This is a genomic window from Lutispora saccharofermentans (genome assembly GCF_024363565.1).
GTDB lineage: Bacteria > Bacillota > Clostridia > Lutisporales > Lutisporaceae > Lutispora > Lutispora saccharofermentans.
The window spans coordinates 1-19,044 of record NZ_JAJEKE010000002.1 but is presented as its reverse complement, the minus strand read 5'-3'; the positions used below and the strand labels follow the sequence as shown (position 1 = coordinate 19,044).

Sequence of the window (19,044 nt, the reverse complement as noted above, 5' to 3'; positions counted from 1 at the left end):
TAAATAATTATGACTGTTTTCTTTTGACAGTCGAAATGTGTATGATTGTATGATTATTTGCCGAAGTATATCGGGCGCTTTTTATTGAATATTATCGTCTTATGTATTAGAATTGAAATGTTTATGAAATTCCGGGAGGAAACATAATGACAAAAATCGATCTTTATAAAAAAATAGAAATCATGAGAGCAAAGCTTCATGATTTGATTGAACAATATGGAATTGACAGCGACATTGTTCTGAGATTCAGTCAGGAATTAGACAAAATTTTATGCGATCTGGAAAACGTCAAAAAGGATTAGCACAGAAAAAATAAGTTGTGTTAATATTCAAAAGGAATAACAGGAGATCCGATCAAAAGATAGGTTTTATCCCTATATTCGCTATATCGCATTGCTACTTGAACATTGACCTTCCTGCCTCTCGAGTATATATAGCCGCCCACTTGGCTGCTGTAAGCTGCGACGCTTATTGTTTCTTCGTCCTTCATGCTTTCAACCTCATAAGCTTTGATATGGTTCAACAGTTTTTTAACAAGGACCTCTACTTGTTCTTTGGCTATCTTTTCTTCATAGCTTCCTGTTATCAGCATATCAAGCTTTATAGGCATACCTGCTTCAAGAAATACTTTTTCGACAAAATATTTATCCTGTATGATATCAGCATAGGTCCCGTTATATATTGCTCTGAAGCTGCAATAGCTTTTTTCTTCTCCATCATCGTTTCTCATGGATTCAACAACTATATGATATGTACCCGAACCCTTCTTTGCGTATAAGACTGCCTTGCTCATATCTGCGGCAGTCTGGATCTCTTTTTTTATATCGCTTTCACCGAAGCCTAATCCGGGTATCAGCGCATCAAGCTTAGAATTCAGTCCCTGCTCATCCATAAAGGTTTCATCCATAACAGTCCAGCCTGATAGAGAACCTTCTTCTATATCGGCCTTTGACAGCTCAAAGCATGAGAGTATAAGCTCTTCGTTCTTTGATGCATAGCTTGCATCCTTACATATGAAGCCGCATACCAATATTAAAATAATGTTTAAAGCGATGATGGAATTTTTTCTTGTTTTCACTTCACTTCATCCCCCTCTAATAGGATTATTGCCAGTTATAGGGGGAGATATACAATATAGGATTCAGGATTTAGGGCTCAGAACTCAGATTTCGAAAGCCATGGTATTCCTTATGGGTCAGTTACTAGCTGCTAGCTTCTAGCCTCTGGCCTCTAGCTTTGAGTATGCCGCTGGGGTCAGAAGGAGACGGAGAACACGGATTGACACGGCTATATATAAAACATAGCTGTCATTGCTATGAAAATCCAGCTTCGTTGTCATCCTGAGGGCTATGCCCGAAGGATCTAATTTAAGATTCTTCAGGTGCTTTGCCCCTTCAGAATGACAGGAAATGCTTTCGTTATAGGCTTAAGTATTCCTATAGGGTCTCAGATCCTTCGCTCCCGCTCAGGATGACACCCGCAATACACATTGAAATAAAATCCCTCCGTGAAAATCCGTGAGGTTTTACGTGTTAATCCGTGTTACCCGTCTCCCCCATTTGCCTATTTGCCCATTTGCCTGATGTTATTTTTTTATATGAGGCAGGATCACTCTTATCATATCTTCGATTATTGACATCTCTTCTTCAGAGCATCTATCGATCAATGAACTTTTTTGCTCACCGTAATTGATATTGGCTGCATCTTTTCCTTTCAGCAAATAATCGGTAGAAACGTGAAAGCAATTGGAAATCTTCATAAGTGTGTTCAAGCTCATCTGTCTCTCTCCACGCTCTAATTGACCGATATAGAGAGGAGAGAGATCAATAATTTCTGCGAGCTTCTCCCGAGTGAGCGCCAGCTTTTCTCTTTCTTTTCGGATTCTTTCCCCAATGCCCTTATTATCAACTTCATGCTCCAATTATTCTCACTCCTTTGTTACTATAACTCTATCGAAAACCCGGCTTCATCTAAATATGCCAATTGCTTCTATTAATCATTTGCAATTAGCATACATTTGGTGTAAAATATTGCTAACACATTTGCATAGGGGGGCTGCTGAACTCATGAAAATGGTGCATCTAAAAATCATCAATCTGCTGCTCATCATCCTTCAAATCCTCACACTTTTATATTTCTGCATTAAAATTCATAAGCTGAAGGTTATAAGCTGCACGGACTGTCTGACCAGGTTATATAACAGGCAGCAGTATAATAAAAAAATTATAAATGCAATCAATAGGCTGGAAAACAAAAATTCTCATTTATCTCTGGCTATTATCGATATTGATGCTTTCAAAAACATCAATGATACATGGGGTCATTTAGCAGGTGACAAGGTCTTGAAAAGCATTGCAGATATGATAAAAAGCAATATACGTGCCCATGATATCGCAATAAGATGAGGCGGAGAGGAGTTTGTTTTGATCCTGCCTGATACAGGCAAAGATGAGGCCTATGTTCTGTGCGAGAGGATAAGAGCGCTCATTGAAGCATCATCGTTCAATAATATCAATGTCACCGTATCCATGGGCATAGCGAGTATTGATAAGTACATCAAGCCGGATATTTTATTAGGTATGGCGGACAAGGCATTATATAATGCAAAGAAAATAAAAAATTCCATATCTACCATAGGCGGTGAAAATGAGCATGATACCATCGGAGCATTATAAACGGGAGATTGAAAAGTTCAGGGAGCTTTTGCATGAAGCTATAGACAGCAAGGATGAAGAAAGAATATTGAAGGCCAGCATGGAGCTGGACAAGCTGATCGTAAAATACTTGCAGATGGCAAAGGAAAAATAGAAGCGGTTTGCACCGCTTCTATATATACATTGCTTTTTTAAATTATCCGCAATTATCAGTTCTGCCTCAGTTGCCGCTATCTAGGCATAAAATCCTTCGGTCTCTCCTTTTTCTCTCCGAAATGATACAAAATGCTCTCTCCTATCCTCTCCGAGGCAAAACCATCTCCATAAGGATTTACCGCATTGGCCATTTTCTGATATTCTTTTTCATCCTCCAGCAATAAAGCTGCCATATCATATATATTTTTTCGTTCCGTTCCTGCCAGCTTCAGTGTACCGAACTCGATTGCTTCAGGCCTTTCCGTCTCGCCGCGCAAGACCAAAACCGGCTTGCCCAGGGACGGGGCTTCTTCCTGAAGTCCTCCCGAATCCGTGAGAACAAGATGGCATCTATCCATCAGGTTGTGCATTTCCAGCACATCTATAGGGTCTATCAAGTGAATTCTGTCCTGATTCCCAAGGATTGAAAATGCTGTATCCCTCACTGCAGGATTCATATGGACAGGATAAACTATCTCAGTATCCTTATAATTCTCAATGATGTCCTTCAACGCAAGGCATATATTCTCCAAAGGTCCGCCCAGGTTCTCCCTCCTGTGAGCCGTGACCATTATTATTCTTTTGCCGAAATCCAGCGCTTTAAGCACCGGATTATTAAAAACATAATCTTTTCTGACTGTAGTCTTTAGGGCATCTATCACCGTATTGCCCGTTATGTATATGCTGTCTTCTGAAACACCTTCGGCCAGCAGGTTATTTTTTGAATTGCCGGTAGGAGAGAAGTGTGTGTCCGCCAGCGCTCCTGTAAGCTTTCTATTCATTTCCTCCGGATAGGGATAATATTTATTGAAGGTCCTGAGACCTGCCTCAACATGACCCAGCTGCACCCTATTATAATAAGCGCCTAGGGCTCCACAAAAGGTAGTGGAAGTATCTCCGTGCACCAATACCATATCCGGCTGCACTTCTTTTATAACATTATCCAATCCGGTTAATGCATTTACCATGATATCCGTCAGGCTTTGCCTGTTTTTCATTATGTCCAAATCAAAATCAGGCTTTATCCGAAAAATATCCAGCACCTGATCCAGCATCTCTCTATGTTGTGCAGTAACGCATACTACAGACTCGAAGCTTTCGCTTCCCTGAAGGAAATTTACAAGAGGGGCCATCTTTATGGCTTCGGGTCTGGTTCCAAATATGGAAAGAATTTTTATCATATGCAACCTCCTAAAAAAAGCACAGCCATTTTGAGGCCGTGCTATTTTTTTGTTATTTTTATGCATCAAGTTTGTTTTTGCCCTTTCCTGCATCTAATAACCCTAAATATTTTACCCCCATAGAGGCCAAAAGAAAAACCACAAATACAAGTATATATGCTGTCTTAAGCTTCGTTTCCACTAAAGCTATGGCTCCTATACCCAAAATTGCGCTAACCGAATAAAGGGTCAGCACTGCCTTTTTTTGGCTGTAGCCTTTAGCCAGCAGCCTGTGATGCAAATGTCCTTTATCCGCTTCCACCATGGATTTGCCGCTGGCAAACCTTCTTATCATGGCAAACAAGGTATCAAATATAGGCAATCCCATCGCAAAGATAGGAACCAGTATAGATAAAGCAGTTGCACTCTTTAAAACTCCCATTACAGATATTACAGAGAGCATATAGCCTAAAAATAGCGCTCCCGTATCACCCATAAATATCTTGGCAGGATTGAAATTGTAAGGTAAAAACCCTAAAGTTGCACCTGCAAGTATTGCAGTCATTATTAGTATATAGGGCTGCTCCGGCCCTACAAGCATAGCGACTGTCAAAAGAGTCACGGATGATATGGCGGATACTCCTGCCGCCAATCCGTCAAGGCCGTCAATAAGATTGAAGGCATTGGTAAGTCCCACAATCCATAGCAATGTTACAGGATAAGCAAATATTCCCAGTTCTATCCATTTGGCCTTGTAAATAAAATACAAAGGATTGGTGAATCTATCTATTCTGACACCGCAATATATGGCGATAATAGCTGCAATTATTTGGACTGCAAACTTTGTCTTTGGCGAGAGAGACTTAATATCGTCAAAATACCCGCATATTACTATCATGGTTGCACCTGCCAATATGCCTAAAACCTTTTCGTTCAGAGGAACAAACAGGAGTATGCTCATAAGGCAGGCAAAATAAATAGCTAATCCACCTAATAAAGGAGTGGGTTTTTTGTGAACTCTTCTATTATCCTTTGGTACATCTATGGCTTTTACTTTTTCTGCCCAACGCTTAACAAATGGAGTTGCAGCACATGCGAAAGCAGCCGAAGCGGCAAAAGCCATGAACAAGTCTTTCATCTTATCACTCCCGGGTATTATAGTATAATCTGTCCAATATTTTCATTTTAAAACAAATGATATTTAAAGTCAAACTTGTATTATTCAGGTTTTATCAATTCTCCCCGTATTATTTTTTACTCTTTTTTAAAAATATCGTTATGTAAATTTTTCTTTTTTAAAATTGGTATTCCTATGAAAATCCAGCTCCATTGTCATCCTGAAGGCTTTGCCAGAAGGATCTTATTTAAGATTCTTCACTTGCTTTGCTCCTTCAGAATGACAGGGGAATGTTTTTATTTACTTTAAATATTATGCTGCGATTTGCGGAACAGTCAAGACTGTTCCCTGCTTGATATAATAAACATATTCGTTTTTTCCGTAAAATTTCAGTCACTTTCAGTGGTCTCCGGCATTTTTACAACAGTAATCCCCGATTCTTCCAACATTTTCATTGACAAAGGATCGTTATAAGCTTCCCTCAAAACTATCCTTTTTATACCAGAATTTATTATCATTTTTGTACAAACCACACATGGGAACAGGGTGATGTATATTGTGGCGCCATCTATAGCTGCGCCAAACACAGCGGCTTGAATTATAGCATTTTGCTCCGCATGAAGCCCGCGGCATAACTCATGGCGTTCACCGGAAGGAACATTAAGGTCGCTTCGGATGCAGCCTGTTTCACGGCAATGCTTCAGCCCTTTCGGCGCCCCGTTATAGCCTGTAGATAATATACGGTTGTCCTTAACAATTATAGCGCCTACTTCTCTTCTCAGACAAGTAGACCTCTTCTTCACCAATTCTGCAATTTCCATGAAGTATTCATCCCATGAAGGTCTATTCCTATCATTTTCCATAGCATTATCCTTTTTTAACCACTGAAGGTCACTGAAACTTTCACTAAATTTCACGAAAAGTTTGTTTATTTTTTTGTACGTGTTTCGTATATCCATGTTGCCCTTATAAAAACCCTTCCGTGTTTTTCCGTGGAAAATTCAGTGTCTTTCCGTGGTTTCCGCCTCCCTTAATTCTCTACTTGGTTCCAAACAATCTGTCGCCGGCGTCTCCGAGGCCCGGTACTATATAGCCGTGATCATTGAGCTTCTCATCCACTGCAGCCACATAAATCTCTATATCGGGATGAGCGCTTACTACAGCATCTATTCCTTCAGGAGCTGCCAGAAGGTTAACCAGCCTTATGCTCTTGGCCCCTTTATCCTTAAGAAAGGTTATGGCTGCTATTGCGGAGCCTCCTGTGGCCAGCATGGGATCCAGCACGATAAGATCTCTTTCTGCCACATCTGTAGGCAATTTGCAGTAATATTCAACAGGCTTTAAGGTCTCAGGGTCCCTATAAAGCCCTATATGCCCTACTTTAGCCGTAGGCACAAGGTTCAAAAGCCCATCTACCATGCCTAATCCGGCCCTCAATATAGGAATTATTCCCAGTTTTTTCCCTGATATAACCTTTGACGTAGTTTTGCATATGGGAGTTTCAATTTCTATATCTTCTAAAGGAAGGTTTCTCGTAACCTCATAACCCATAAAGAGTGCAAGCTCCTCTACAACTTCTCTAAATTCCTTAACGCCTGTATTCTTGTCCCTCAAAATCGTCAGCTTGTGCTGCACCATCGGGTGGTTTATCACATGTACATTGCTATATTCTTTCATACTCTTCCTCCTTTTTTTCTATGGGGCATTCCTTTAGGGTCAGCCGCTGGCCGCTAGCTTCTGGTATTAGGGTAAGCCGTTGGGGTCTTTGGGTTTTTACGGAAACCACTGAATAACACTGAAGGTTGCACTAAATTACACGGCCAGTTATTCTTATAAGCTAGGCTTGTCATTCTGAACATAGTGAAGAATCTATTGCCCATATGTATAATCCATATAAATAAGCTCAAGTATTCTCTTGGGGTCTGAGATCCTTCGCTCCCGCTCAGGATGACACCCATAATACACCTTGAATTCAAATCCCTCCGTCATCCCGCCTCCTCTATTTGCCCATTTGCCTATTTGCCCATCTGCCTGTACTTTTCTTCTATATCGCTTATTTTATTGACTCGCCTTTCGTGCCTTCCGCCCGCAAACTCTGTTTCCAGCCAGATATCCACTATCATCTTGGCCAATTCCACGCCTATCACTCTCTCTCCCAAGGCCAATACATTAGCGTTATTGTGCTCCCTCGATGCCTTGGCTGAAAAACAGTCTCCGCACAGTGCAGCCCTTACCCCCGGCACTTTATTGGCTGCTATGGATATGCCGATGCCGGTGCCGCATATCACTATGCCTCTGTCAAATTTTCCCGAAGCCACTGCTTCTCCCACTTTATGTCCGTAGTCCGGATAATCCACAGATTCCTCAGAATATGCACCATAGTCTTCGTATTCGATGCTCTTGCTTTCCAATTGCTTCATTATTTCCTGTTTCAGTCTAAATCCGCCATGATCGCTGGCAATAACAACTTTCACAAAATCGCCTCCTTTGAATAGAACTCAGAATTCAGAACTCAGAGCTCAGGATTTTGGGTATTCCTTTAGGGTCAGGTGGAACGAAACCACTAAAAGTCACGAAAGGATTCACTAAATTTCACGGAAAGGACAGTTTATCGATACTGCATATTTGTTAAATTATTTCTTAATGTTTTTTGTGTAATTTTAGTGTCTTTCAGTGGTTGCCGTCTTCCTTAGCGGAACAGTCAAGACTGTTCCCTACACACAATCCCTCCGTGAAAATCCGTGAGGTTTTCCGTGTTAATCCGTGTTCCCCGTCTCCCCTATTTGCCCATTTGCCGATTTGCCCATTTGCCTATTTTTCCGATGGCTATTTCCAGATACTTCTTTATCTCATCTCTGCATTGCTTATAGGTGTCAAGGTCATAACCGAAGGGATCCGAAATATCTCCTTCTTCACCGCCAGTTGCATATTCTATCAGAGTAAACACCTTGTCCTTTATATCCGGCATTATATTCAGTATATGGCTTTTATGAGCCCTGGTCATAGCCAGTATCAGATCAGCTTCCCGCAGCATATCGATATCCAGCTTTTGAGACCTGTGTCCCGTAAGATCCATACCAAGCTCTTTTACAGCCTCTATAGCATTATCTGATGCAGGCAGAGAAATATATACAGAAGTACCTGAGGATCTCACCCTTACCTTACCATCCAGATTCTCCCTTTTTAACATTTCTTTAAATAGTATTTCAGCCATGCTGCTCCTGCACGTATTGCCGGTACATACAAAAAGTACATTGAACATATCTTTACACCTCAATGATATTGAAACCTGCGGCTTTTTTCATTCTGTTCATAACCGCCAGCCCCAGATATTCTTCGCTTATTGCTTCGGCATATATGGTATCCACCTCAAGCTTATCAAATTCCCTTAACGCATTAAACAAGTTATGGGCCGCCTGAGCGCTGTCCCTTCTGCTGCCTATGGATATAACGCTATATCCTGGATAACTGTCCTTGTCCTCATCCACTGTCAATATTCCAACCTTTAGTCCTCTATCCCGGTCTTTACTTGCAAGCTCCAAAATCTTTCCCCTGACTTTGGCTTCATCTCCCCTGATTATTGCCATCGGTGCCTTGGGAGCATAGTGGGTATATTTCATACCGGGAGACTTTGGGATGCTCCCCGGTTCGAGTCCTTTATCTGTTTCCACATCTCCCAATACCTTGCGAAGCTCCTCCAGGGTTACTCCACCCGGTCTCAATACCACAGGCGTATCTTCGGAAATATCTATGACAGTTGACTCTACCCCAACTCTTGTGCCCCTGCTGCACAATATAACATCGACCTTGCCGTCCATGTCGGCTATAACATGCTCCGGCGCAGTTGGACTCGGCTTGCCGGAAATATTGGCACTGGGAGCTGCAATAGGTACTCCGCTTTTTTCAATAAGCCCCAGAGCAATTTCATCATCAGGCATCCTGATAGCCACAGTATCTAATCCTGCAGTTACCTCTTTGGGTATGGCTTTTGATTTTTTGAATATTATGGTGAGGGGTCCGGGCCAGAAAAAGGCCATAAGTTTTTGTGCTTTTTCAGACAAAGGCTCCCCTATACAATAGAGGAGCATATCATAATTGGAAATATGTACAATTAATGGATTGTCAGAAGGTCTGCCTTTGGCTTCAAAAATGCGGCTCACGGATTTTTCATCAAGGGCATTGGCACCTAGTCCGTAAACTGTCTCAGTAGGAAAAATAACGGTGCCGCCTTGTCTTATAACCGTTGCCGCTTCATCAATGGCTTCTTCATTTATATTTTTATCCTCAAAATAGTAGACTTTTGTTTTCACAGTACTTCCTCCTGCGTTAAAACTACAAATATAATATCACAAAAATCCTTCAAGAACAATAAAAAACTACAAAGTCACCCGAGCTAATAAAATATAAACCCCAGTGCAAATCCGTGTCAATCCGTGTTCCCCGCCCTCTAGCCTAATATCATTGTAATATAAAGTCCAATAAGTATGCCGGCCAGCATGCCTATCGTCGGGATTCTTCCCCTATATAGGGTCTGAGTCTTGGGTATAAGCTCTCCGCAGGTTATATAAAGCATTGCGCCGCCGGCAAAGCCTAGGCACAGAGATACAAATACCGGGGATATCTCTCCCAGCAAGGCTCCGATCAACGCCCCTATGCCTGTGGGTATGCCTGCTACAATCGTATAGAACACTATTTTCAGCCTGTTGTAGCCTCCGATCCTCAAGGGCACCGCCATAGCTATTCCCTCAGGCATATCATGCAAGCCCATGACTATGGCAATACTCAATCCCATTGAATTCCCTGCAGCAAAACCGGAGCCGATGGCAAGGCCTTCGGGAAAATTGTGCAGGGCTATGCCAATGCCCAGCAATATGCCGCTCTTTATCAATGTACTGTCCAACCCGGCTGAAACGCTCCTCATCTCAGGAACCTCCGGCATGATTATATCCGCCAGAAAAACCGCTGCTACACCAAATAGTATTCCTGCGAATCCTATGATCATACCACCTATTTCAAAGGCGTGAGGCATCAAATCAAAGCATACTACAGCCAGCATTATTCCTCCTGTAAATCCCAGGAGGGTTCCCATAAATTTCTTGCCAGGATTTTTTAAAAAAAAGACTATGACACCCCCGATTCCGGTGCCCACCATTCCGGATATAAATCCTATTATTGTAACGGCCAATATCCTGTTCATAAATTTACCTCCAGGTTAATCCTCTCTGACAAGGTGTTTCGCCATTCCTTGCTGCAGAATGTCACCTGTATATTGTATTCCTCCGGAGATAAAAAAAGAACGCCATATGATGCGCCAAACGATGAAAGGGGCCCCTGAAAAATCACTCGGCCCTGTAGGTTTTAGGCCCATCTTCCTTTACTCTGCTGACACTGCCTCCTCTTGAAGCTGTGATCGGGACAGCAAACATAATGCCCGTGTCAGGCTTTGACATATCTCCTCCACAGATCTTTTCTATCTCATCCATGACTTTGTTCAATTTTTCTCTGCTTTCTACCACAGTAAAAAGTGTTTTATTGTTGGCTATATCTGTATCGAGGGATTTCATGAAACCTCCTATAAGAGGTATCTCCTTTCCTATGCTCCTTCGAAGCTTACCGGCCCCAACGCTATCAATTATAGTAGCCCCTGTGATACCAATATCCTTCATTTTTTTCAATATCTCATTCAAGCACTCGGCTTTATTGAAAACTGCGAATAATGCGTACATGCGAGCACCTCCAGTTTGATTATTATTATCTATCATAATTTTACTACCTTTCTTCATAAATATCAGCATTAATTTTCAAATCATGCTGCTTTTTCAAAAGACTTTTTCAAAAATGGCGGTGTCACAACTGTCGTAGCCAGTATCATAAAAATAATGGCGGCAAAAAGCCCTGTAGGCACAACTCCCAGCTTCAATCCGATGTCCGTTACTATCAAAGCCACTTCTCCTCTGGGTATCATACCTATGCCTATCTGCAGAGATTCTTTTTTGTTGAATCCTAAGAACTTGGCAACTGCTCCGCAGCCTATGAGCTTGCCCAGCACTGCTGCAAGCAAAAGCGCCATGCCGAAGGGCAAATCGTTAAGCATATGGCTTATATCAACCTTCATGCCTGTTACAACAAAGAATATAGGTGTCAGGAGAAGGTAGGCCAACTCCTGTATACTATAGGATACCTTATGCCTAAAAGGTGTGGCTGATAATATCATTCCTGCCAGATATGCCCCTGTAATTGCTGCCACTCCCATTTCTTCAGCTGCAAAGCCGAATAGCAAACAGAATATCAGAGCTATGACAGCTATATGCTGACTGGTATTTTTCGAGGTAAAATATTTTTTTGAGAATCTTATTATGAATAAGCCTATTACAAAGGCTAATATAAAAAACCCTACGAGCTTCGCCAGCACCAAAAAAAAGCTTTGACCGGCACCGGGCTTTACCAAGCCTGTAACCAGCGATAAGAGCACTATACCTATTACATCATCTATGACTGCCGCTCCCAGTATAGCTATGCCCTGTCTTGTTTTCAGCTTGTCGATTTCCCTTAAAGTTTCTACGGTTATACTTACTGAAGTAGCCGCTAAGATTACCCCGATAAAAAATCCTTCTTCTATAGGATTCCCAAATAAGCTGCTGGCGGCTATTCCAAGCACTATGGGAGCAATAACTCCCCCTATGGCAATTATTAGAGACGATTTACCCGATTTTATCATCTCATCCAGATCTGTCTCCAGTCCTGCTATAAACATCAGCAGTATTACCCCTAAGTCCGACATGTGTATAAAGGTTTCTGTCGGTGATACTATATTTAACAGGGAAGGCCCTATTATTATACCGAATATGAGCTGTCCTAAAACTGCAGGCTGATTTAATCTTCTACATATATAACCTCCCAAAGCTGCAGCGGTCAGAACCACCGAAAGCTGCAATAAAAACATCATAGTCTCAACCCCTTATTTGTGTTAATTTTTAGCGTTATATCCCTATTATAATTATTAATGATAAAATTACAAATGCCATTAGTTGAAGCCTTAAAATTCTTTAACAAGTAAACATGCAGGAAAAATTGCAAAAAAAATAATATGCATGACTCCATTGCAATAAGTTGTTGTCCTAACTGATAACGATTGCAGAGCTTCGAAGCTAAGAGTTTGTAAGCTTGCATAGGGTTGCGTCAAAACTCGCTTTGGCTCAAACAGTTGACGCAACTTTTCCTATACTGCGCTAACAAACTCTAAGCCCCTTCACAATGCACTCTTTTATCAGTTAGGACAACAAGGTTATTGCATTAAAATCATTGCATATATACTTTACCCTAGAACCTGATGATCATTCTTCGTTTTTTAGTTTTTCAGCTTGGTCTGTGGTTATAAGCGCATCGATCATCTCATCCAGATCTCCGTCAATGAAAGCATCAAGCTTATACAAGGTGAGCCCTATCCTGTGGTCGCTGACCCTGCCCTGAGGAAAGTTGTAGGTTCGTATCCTCTCACTTCTGTCCCCCGTGCCTACCTTGCTCTTTCTGTTGCTGGCCAGCTCTGCGTTTTGTCTCTCTATCTCCGCATCCAGCAGTCTGGATTTCAATATCTTTAATGCCTTCTCTTTGTTCTTTAGCTGTGACTTCTCATCCTGACAGGATACTACTGTGCCCGTAGGGATGTGAGTAACCCTGACGGCCGAGTCTGTAGTGTTTACACTCTGTCCGCCATGACCGCTGGATCTGAAAACATCTATCCTCACATCATTCATATCCAGCTCAAAGTCCACATCATCAGCCTCCGGCATTACAAGCACCGTAGCAGTGGAGGTGTGTATCCTGCCTCCTGCTTCAGTAGTCGGGACTCTCTGGACCCTGTGGGCTCCGCTTTCATATTTCAGCCTGCTATAGGCATCCTTGCCGTTTATCCCAAAGATTACTTCCTTGTAGCCGCCTATGTCCGTCGGATTTGAGCTCAGCATCTCAACCTTCCAGCCCTGCCTCTCTGCATATCTTGTGTACATCCTGAACAAATCCCCGGCAAACAAGGCTGCTTCTTCTCCGCCTGCTGCGCCTCTTACCTCAACAATAACGTTTTTATCGTCATTTGGGTCCTTGGGCAGCAGCATGATCTTCAATTCTTCCTCCAAAGCCGGCTTCTTAGCTTCCAGCTCGGAAATCTCAGCCTTGATCATCTCTATCAATTCTTTATCTTCTTCTTCATTGAGCATTTCCTTTGAATCCTCAATACCCTTCAGCACAGACTTGTATTCCCTGAATTTCTGAACCAAGGCCTCCAGATCGGAATGCTCCTTTACTAGCTTTTTCCACAAGCTCTGTTCCCCTATTATCTCCGGGTCGCTTATCTTGTGGCTCAAATCCTCATATTTTTCTTCTATAAATTCAAGCTTATCATACATTTTTACTTACTCCTCCAAATAACAGTATACAATGCGATCCAATCCGGCAAGATCCTTTTCTATCCGGACATCCTTATAGATTCCATGATCCTGGATAATCTTTTTTAAAGCACGGCCTTGATCATATCCTATTTCAAAAGCCAGTAAGCCCCCTTTTTTCAACAGCTTATCAGCATCCTTCAATATCCGGATATAAAAATCCATGCCTTCCCTTCCCCCGTACAGCGCTAAGTGGGGTTCAAAGCATCTGACGCCGGTTGGGAGACTATCCATATCCTTTTTTGATATATATGGAGGATTTGAAACCAATGCATCTAACTTTCCCTCCAGACCTTCCTCAAATAACGGCTCCAGCAAATCTCCCCGGAGCAGCTTCATCCTTCTCCCCAGCTGATGCCTCTCAATGTTCCGCCTACAGCATTCAAGCGCATCCTCGGAAATATCCGCAGCATAAACATAAGCATGAGGAATATAATAAGCAAGGCTTACGGCTATGGCGCCGCTGCCTGTACATACATCTGCAATACGGAGCTTTTCTTTGCCTTTTAAAAGCTCCAGAGTCTTCTCCACAAGGATTTCCGTATCAGGCCTCGGTATGAGCACATTCTCGCGGACGCAAAAATCAATGCCCATAAACTCCTGGCAGCCTGTAATGTACTGTATAGGCTTTCCCTTCTTGCGTTCTTCCACAAGCCTGAAAAAATCCACGGCCTCTTCTTCACCGAGGACCCTGTCCCTGTATTTTATGATATCTATCCTTTTCATATCAAGTATATGACATAAAATCAATTCTGCATCCAGGATATAGCTGGGGCATCCGGATTCCCGGAGCAAAATCACACCTTCTCTTAACAGGCTTCTGATGGTATGCTCTACCACAGGTCAGCCTCCTTATCTTCCACCAAAACATTCTTCAAGGCTGTAATAGCTACCTCAATCTGACTGTCATCAGGCTCTCTTGTGGTGATCTTCTGCAGCCACAGGCCGGGAGCGGATATAGCGCATACAAGCTTTGAATCGCTTCTTCCTGCCCATTTTATTATCTCATAGGATATCCCTGCCACCACAGGGAGTAGGAGAATCCTGGTTATCAGTCTCACAGGCAGGCTGGGCCATCGGAAAAAGGAAAAAAGCAGAATGCTCACTATCATAACGATAAACAAGAAGCTGGTACCGCATCGCGGGTGCAGCCTTTTATACTTTCTGACATTTTCAGCAGTAAGCTCTTCCCCGTTTTCATAGCAGAATATGGTCTTGTGTTCTGCACCGTGATATTCAAAGACTCTTTTTATATCCTTCATCTGTGATATAAGAGCAATATAGCCTATGAAAATAGCTATTCTTACAACACCCTCCACCAAATTCATGAGCAGCGGGGTCTTTGATACCTTGCCCAGCAGGCTCACGGCCAGCGTAGGAAGCAGTATAAACAAGCCTGTAGAAAAAGCTATGGACAATAATACGGCTATCGCTATCATGTTCTTTTCCATAAATTCATCCAGCTTCGAGGGTTTCTTTTCTTCCTTTGCCTCTTCTTCCTCGAAAAATTCCGCTGAAAAAGTAAGGGCCTGAACACCGATTACCATAGAATCAATAAATGCAAACATCCCCCGAATGATAGGCATCTTGGATATTTTTTTTCTATTTGCTTTAAGCTTTTCTTTTTTGAGAGCAATTTCACCATCCGGCTTTCTGACGGCTATGGCAATATCTTCGGGTCCTTTCATCATGACCCCCTCTATTACGGCCTGGCCGCCAATGCTTGTTTTCTTCATTTCAATTCCTCACAATCTATAAATAACGCAACATAGGGGAACGCAAACCACTGAAAGACACGAAAGGACACGAAATGGGTAAGAAAAGTTATAGCTAAGCCTGTCATCCTGAGCATCAGCGAAGGATCTTTGACCCTGGTGGAATACTTAAGATTCTTCACTAGCGTTCAGAATGACACGCTACGGATTCACACATAAGTTTAATATTATCGAGCCCTCAGTGTTTTTCCGTGAAAAATTCCGTGTCTTTCAGTGGTTTCCGCCTCCTCTTTATTCGCATTTTTCATCATTAATCTATTATATATTAGCTGTTTATGGATTACAATAGAATGCTTTTGCATGCTAAATCTTTGATCACTTCTCCGGCCAAAATGAGCCCCGCCACCGACGGAACGAATGAAATGCTTCCGGGCACCTGACGTCTTACGGTACATTTTCGCTTCGTATCCGGAGGACAAATACAATTATGCTTACAGCTGTTGGCCTCATCATCCATGGGTGTTATGGGGACTTCCCTGGAATATACAACCTTGAGGGATTGGATATTCCTCTTTCTAAGCTCATGCCGCATCACTTTAGCAAGAGGGCAAACAGAGGTCTCATATATATCTGCCACCTCAAAGCGCGTAGGGTCCAGCTTATTCCCTGCACCCATGCAGCTGATAACGGGCACGCCTGCCGCCTTTGCACGCTGAATAAGCGTCAGCTTTGCCGAAACCGTATCTATCGCATCAACAATATAAGAGCAGCCGGAGAAATCAAATTTATCCGCATTATCCTCTGTATAAAAGGTCTGATGTATTTCAACCTTGGCTCTTGGGTTTATTTCCTGGATGCGATCCTTCATCACCTCAACCTTATGCTTGCCCACAGTCTTTCTTGTAGCAATCAGCTGGCGATTTATATTTGTAAGGCATACCTTGTCATCATCAATAAGGATAAAACTTCCGATACCGCTTCTGGCGAGGGCTTCCACGCAAAAAGAACCTACCCCGCCTATGCCGAATACGGCAACTGATGCCTTTTGTAATCTCTCCATCGCTTCCTTGCCAAGCAGCAGCTCAGTCCTTGAGAACTCGTTTAACATACTGTTTCGTCCTTCCAATCTGATTAAATTATTTCTGTCCCATTATACCACAAAAACCGCCTTTTTATTAAAGCGGTTTTTGCGTCATATATGCAGAGATTTAATATTCTTTTGACTTATTATAATCACTTTGGGCTTTGAACATGCTATAGCTTGTCCCAGTCTTATTCTTCATTGCATCATAGGTTGTGTCTATGATCTTCCAGCTTCCGTTCATGTAAACCTCGTTCCACGCGTGATATACGCTGATATCATTTTTGTAACCCTTTATCAACTTAGCCGGTATGCCTCTGCTTCTCAGCATAGCTCCGAACAAAACCGAATAATCATAGCATATTCCTTTGCCGTCTTTCAATATTGTATCTATGTCAGGAGTATAGTTTGTGCTAAGCTTGTCCATCTTATTATAATCATAGCTGATATTATTTATCATATATTCATATAAAGCTTGTACAATTTTTTCGTCATTTGATTCATCCTGTGTCAGAGACCCAGCAAGCTTTATAGCGGCCATGTCTTCACTCCACAATATCGGCTGAGTGGATTTGAGATATACTAAATTCTCTTCAGTTATATCAGCTTTGAAGCTTTTCTTGGCCATAACCTTATATTGGATGCCTGAAGTATTCTCCAGCACGGATACGGTATAGCTGCCTTGTCCAAGCTGAAGAGGAAAAAAATCTTCTTCTTTTTGCAGATCATAGTAATATTTTGCAGAACCCTTTTCTACCATAACCTTGGTTTTTTTGTTGATTCCCGTATAAGAGATTCTAACTACGCCTTCATTTGCTTTTTTTGTATCGATAGCAATATTCGAAGAAGCATCTACAGCTATGGGATTCCATAGCATAACACCTATAATCAACATTGCAATAAATCTAATATTTTTCACTGAAAACGACCCCTTTCGGTAGCTGGCTGCCATTTTATAGGCCCTGTAGCTTTGCGTCCCCCAGTTTCCCAAGGTTTGCTATTATCGTTTGAGAGTTATCAGCTATAGCGGAAATAAAAAAACTAATCTTTCGGTAGCTGGCTGCCATTTTACAGGCCCTGTAGCTTTGCGTCCCCCAGTTTCCCGAGGTTTGCTATTATCGCTTATCAGCTGATGTTTAAATTATACAATTATTTATCTTTATTATACCATAACTATTTTAATTGTAAATAATCATTTGGACAAGTTTTGTGAATTTTCTGCACAATTATATCACTTTATTTGCGTTCTGATTTATTGCATTTATGAGGCGAAGGGGACAATGCAAATCACTTGTCCCCTTCGCTTTTACTCATTTTACTACATTTCCAATTCTGGATAATAAATATCTGTCCAATCCTCATAGCCGTTATCCAGTCTATAGTAATTGTGGCTATTGATTGCTTCTTGCATTGCTTCATAATACCACTTGGATTCAGGCAAATCCAGGAACTGTTTGGCTTCTGGCAATATCTCACCTATGGCAACTCTTCTGTCTAATACATTGTTGACTAAGGTTACGAATTCAGCTCTGGTGATATATTGATCCGGCTTGAAAGTTCCATCAGAATAGCCTTTTATCCATCCTTTTTCTGCTGCGGAGTTGATATATCTATTTGCCCAATGTCCGGCAATATCTGAGAATTTATCGCTTTCAAAAGGACTTAACTTATCAAACTTCGAAGCAATTACAGCCATTTCCGCTCTTGTGATATAGTTACCCGGTCTAAAGGTTCCATCAGTATAGCCTGTAACTATTCCACCTTTAGCCAAAGTAGCAATGTGTATATTTGACCATCTGTTTTTCGCTACATCAGAGAATTTATGAGCATCAGTCTTTATACTGTTTCTGTATTCAACGGTCAGAAGCCTATAAAATACTGCAGCAACTTCATCTCTGGTGATATAGCCTTCAGGCTTTACTGTGCCGTCAGGATAACCTTGAATGTATTGGAAGTGATCTCCCTTATTCAACTGCGGCAAGCCTGCAGGAATCGGCTCATCAGGAATCACTACTATCTGATCTGGCTTATCTGGTTTATCCGGCTTATCTGGCTTATCTGGCCTTTCAGGCTTTTCTGGTGGGTCTGATTTTTTTGTAAAGTTAGCAGTAAAGGTCTTATCTCCCATTACCTTATCATCAGTTCCAGGTAATGCTGGAGTCCAGCCACTGAAATAATATCCGGAATTTGCAACAGGTGTTGGTGCTTCTTTATAGATTTCTCCATGTAATATCTTGTCTATTCTTGTTCCACCAGCTAAACTTCCATTAGGTCCTGCTTGATAAGTTATGGTGTATTCATTTAGTGCCCATTGTGCTATAAGGGTTATATCATATTGTGGCATTTTGAATTTATCTCCAGGATAATATGCTCCACTTTGGAATTCAGGTGCTTCCGGCACCTGGCTTGCCCTGTATGGTTCATATTCATACCCTTGTGCCATCCAATATTTAAAGTGATATCCAACAGGATTGGTAAATCCATTCGTTAAAACTGTTACTTCTGTTCCTGTAAGGTATGGATTGTTAGGATCTAACATTGTTCCAGCACCTTCATTAGGATTATAATTCACGTTATGCCACTGCTCTTCGTCTACTACATAGTATACTGTTTCAACATTGTTGGCAGCATTTGCACTTACTGTCAAGCTTCCAGGCTGACTATCCTTCACCTTGTATCCG

Annotated in this window: 20 protein-coding genes, 1 pseudogene and 2 riboswitches; of the genes and pseudogenes, 3 read left to right on the top strand and 18 right to left on the bottom strand. The window is 41.8% G+C overall.

Annotated features, from left to right (window positions below; genetic code table 11):
• Positions 1–146: 146 nt before the first annotated feature.
• The gene (locus LJD61_RS03050) at positions 147–302 is read left to right on the top strand and encodes an aspartyl-phosphate phosphatase Spo0E family protein (RefSeq protein ID WP_255226044.1); all 156 of its coding nucleotides are present in this window, start codon (positions 147–149) and stop codon (positions 300–302) included.
• 20 nt (positions 303–322) lie between these two features.
• Here LJD61_RS03050 and LJD61_RS03045 read toward each other — a convergent pair whose 3' ends face one another.
• The gene (locus LJD61_RS03045) at positions 323–1,078 is read right to left on the bottom strand and encodes a YwmB family TATA-box binding protein (protein ID WP_255226043.1); all 756 of its coding nucleotides are present in this window, start codon (positions 1,076–1,078) and stop codon (positions 323–325) included.
• 507 nt (positions 1,079–1,585) lie between these two features.
• Positions 1,586–1,921 (bottom strand): helix-turn-helix domain-containing protein, encoded by a 336-nt coding sequence (locus LJD61_RS03040; protein ID WP_255226042.1) that lies wholly within the window; start codon positions 1,919–1,921, stop codon positions 1,586–1,588.
• Between LJD61_RS03040 and LJD61_RS03035 the strand changes: the two are divergent.
• A pseudogene (locus LJD61_RS03035) lies at positions 1,893–2,675 on the top strand (GGDEF domain-containing protein). The gene LJD61_RS03040 and the pseudogene LJD61_RS03035 sit on opposite strands and share 29 nt — an antisense overlap.
• On the top strand, positions 2,647–2,808 hold the full coding sequence (locus LJD61_RS03030; RefSeq protein ID WP_255226041.1) for an aspartyl-phosphate phosphatase Spo0E family protein: 162 nt from the start codon (positions 2,647–2,649) through the stop codon (positions 2,806–2,808). The pseudogene LJD61_RS03035 and the gene LJD61_RS03030 overlap by 29 nt, the downstream one beginning before the upstream one ends.
• 76 nt (positions 2,809–2,884) lie before the next feature.
• On the opposite strand, the gene wecB is transcribed toward LJD61_RS03030, so the two are convergent.
• The 16 genes from wecB to LJD61_RS02950 form a co-directional block, all read right to left on the bottom strand.
• Entirely contained in the window at positions 2,885–4,036 is a 1,152-nt protein-coding gene (gene wecB / locus LJD61_RS03025) for a non-hydrolyzing UDP-N-acetylglucosamine 2-epimerase (RefSeq protein ID WP_303740644.1), read from the bottom strand.
• Between the two features lie 52 nt (positions 4,037–4,088).
• Positions 4,089–5,147: an MraY family glycosyltransferase gene (locus LJD61_RS03020; RefSeq protein WP_255226039.1), complete on the bottom strand. Its 1,059-nt coding sequence runs from the start codon at positions 5,145–5,147 to the stop codon at positions 4,089–4,091.
• Between the two features lie 368 nt (positions 5,148–5,515).
• Positions 5,516–5,989, bottom strand: coding sequence for a deoxycytidylate deaminase (locus LJD61_RS03015; RefSeq protein ID WP_255226038.1), 474 nt, complete (start codon positions 5,987–5,989; stop codon positions 5,516–5,518).
• 175 nt (positions 5,990–6,164) lie between these two features.
• Positions 6,165–6,803, bottom strand: a complete 639-nt coding sequence (gene upp / locus LJD61_RS03010; RefSeq protein ID WP_255226037.1) for a uracil phosphoribosyltransferase — start codon at positions 6,801–6,803, stop codon at positions 6,165–6,167.
• Between the two features lie 338 nt (positions 6,804–7,141).
• On the bottom strand, positions 7,142–7,600 hold the full coding sequence (gene rpiB / locus LJD61_RS03005) for a ribose 5-phosphate isomerase B (RefSeq protein ID WP_255226036.1): 459 nt from the start codon (positions 7,598–7,600) through the stop codon (positions 7,142–7,144).
• 305 nt (positions 7,601–7,905) lie between these two features.
• Positions 7,906–8,388, bottom strand: a complete 483-nt coding sequence (locus tag LJD61_RS03000; RefSeq protein WP_255226035.1) for a low molecular weight protein arginine phosphatase — start codon at positions 8,386–8,388, stop codon at positions 7,906–7,908.
• A gap of 4 nt (positions 8,389–8,392) precedes the next feature.
• On the bottom strand, positions 8,393–9,436 hold the full coding sequence (locus tag LJD61_RS02995; RefSeq protein ID WP_255226034.1) for an L-threonylcarbamoyladenylate synthase: 1,044 nt from the start codon (positions 9,434–9,436) through the stop codon (positions 8,393–8,395).
• Positions 9,437–9,573: 137 nt separating this feature from the next.
• Entirely contained in the window at positions 9,574–10,323 is a 750-nt protein-coding gene (locus LJD61_RS02990) for a ZIP family metal transporter (RefSeq protein ID WP_255226033.1), read from the bottom strand.
• A 142-nt stretch (positions 10,324–10,465) separates the two neighbouring features.
• Positions 10,466–10,852 (bottom strand): P-II family nitrogen regulator, encoded by a 387-nt coding sequence (locus tag LJD61_RS02985; protein ID WP_255226032.1) that lies wholly within the window; start codon positions 10,850–10,852, stop codon positions 10,466–10,468.
• An 80-nt stretch (positions 10,853–10,932) separates the two neighbouring features.
• A complete protein-coding gene (locus LJD61_RS02980) occupies positions 10,933–12,072 on the bottom strand; it encodes a cation:proton antiporter (protein WP_255226031.1) in 1,140 nt (379 codons plus the stop codon).
• A gap of 388 nt (positions 12,073–12,460) precedes the next feature.
• On the bottom strand, positions 12,461–13,528 hold the full coding sequence (prfA, locus tag LJD61_RS02975; protein WP_255226030.1) for a peptide chain release factor 1: 1,068 nt from the start codon (positions 13,526–13,528) through the stop codon (positions 12,461–12,463).
• 6 nt (positions 13,529–13,534) lie between these two features.
• On the bottom strand, positions 13,535–14,407 hold the full coding sequence (gene prmC, locus LJD61_RS02970) for a peptide chain release factor N(5)-glutamine methyltransferase (protein ID WP_255226029.1): 873 nt from the start codon (positions 14,405–14,407) through the stop codon (positions 13,535–13,537).
• Complete coding sequence (locus LJD61_RS02965; protein WP_255226028.1) at positions 14,401–15,303, bottom strand: DUF1385 domain-containing protein; 903 nt, start codon at positions 15,301–15,303, stop codon at positions 14,401–14,403. The genes prmC and LJD61_RS02965 overlap by 7 nt, the downstream gene beginning before the upstream one ends.
• A 319-nt stretch (positions 15,304–15,622) precedes the next feature.
• Entirely contained in the window at positions 15,623–16,390 is a 768-nt protein-coding gene (locus LJD61_RS02960; RefSeq protein WP_255226027.1) for a tRNA threonylcarbamoyladenosine dehydratase, read from the bottom strand.
• Positions 16,391–16,490: 100 nt separating this feature from the next.
• Positions 16,491–17,282: a transglutaminase-like domain-containing protein gene (locus tag LJD61_RS20445; protein WP_255226026.1), complete on the bottom strand. Its 792-nt coding sequence runs from the start codon at positions 17,280–17,282 to the stop codon at positions 16,491–16,493.
• 14 nt (positions 17,283–17,296) lie between these two features.
• Positions 17,297–17,372: riboswitch (cyclic di-GMP riboswitch) on the bottom strand.
• A 39-nt stretch (positions 17,373–17,411) separates the two neighbouring features.
• A riboswitch (cyclic di-GMP riboswitch) is annotated at positions 17,412–17,487 on the bottom strand.
• Between the two features lie 194 nt (positions 17,488–17,681).
• A partial coding sequence (locus LJD61_RS02950) for an S-layer homology domain-containing protein (protein ID WP_255226025.1) occupies positions 17,682–19,044 on the bottom strand: 1,363 nt, incomplete at its 5' end.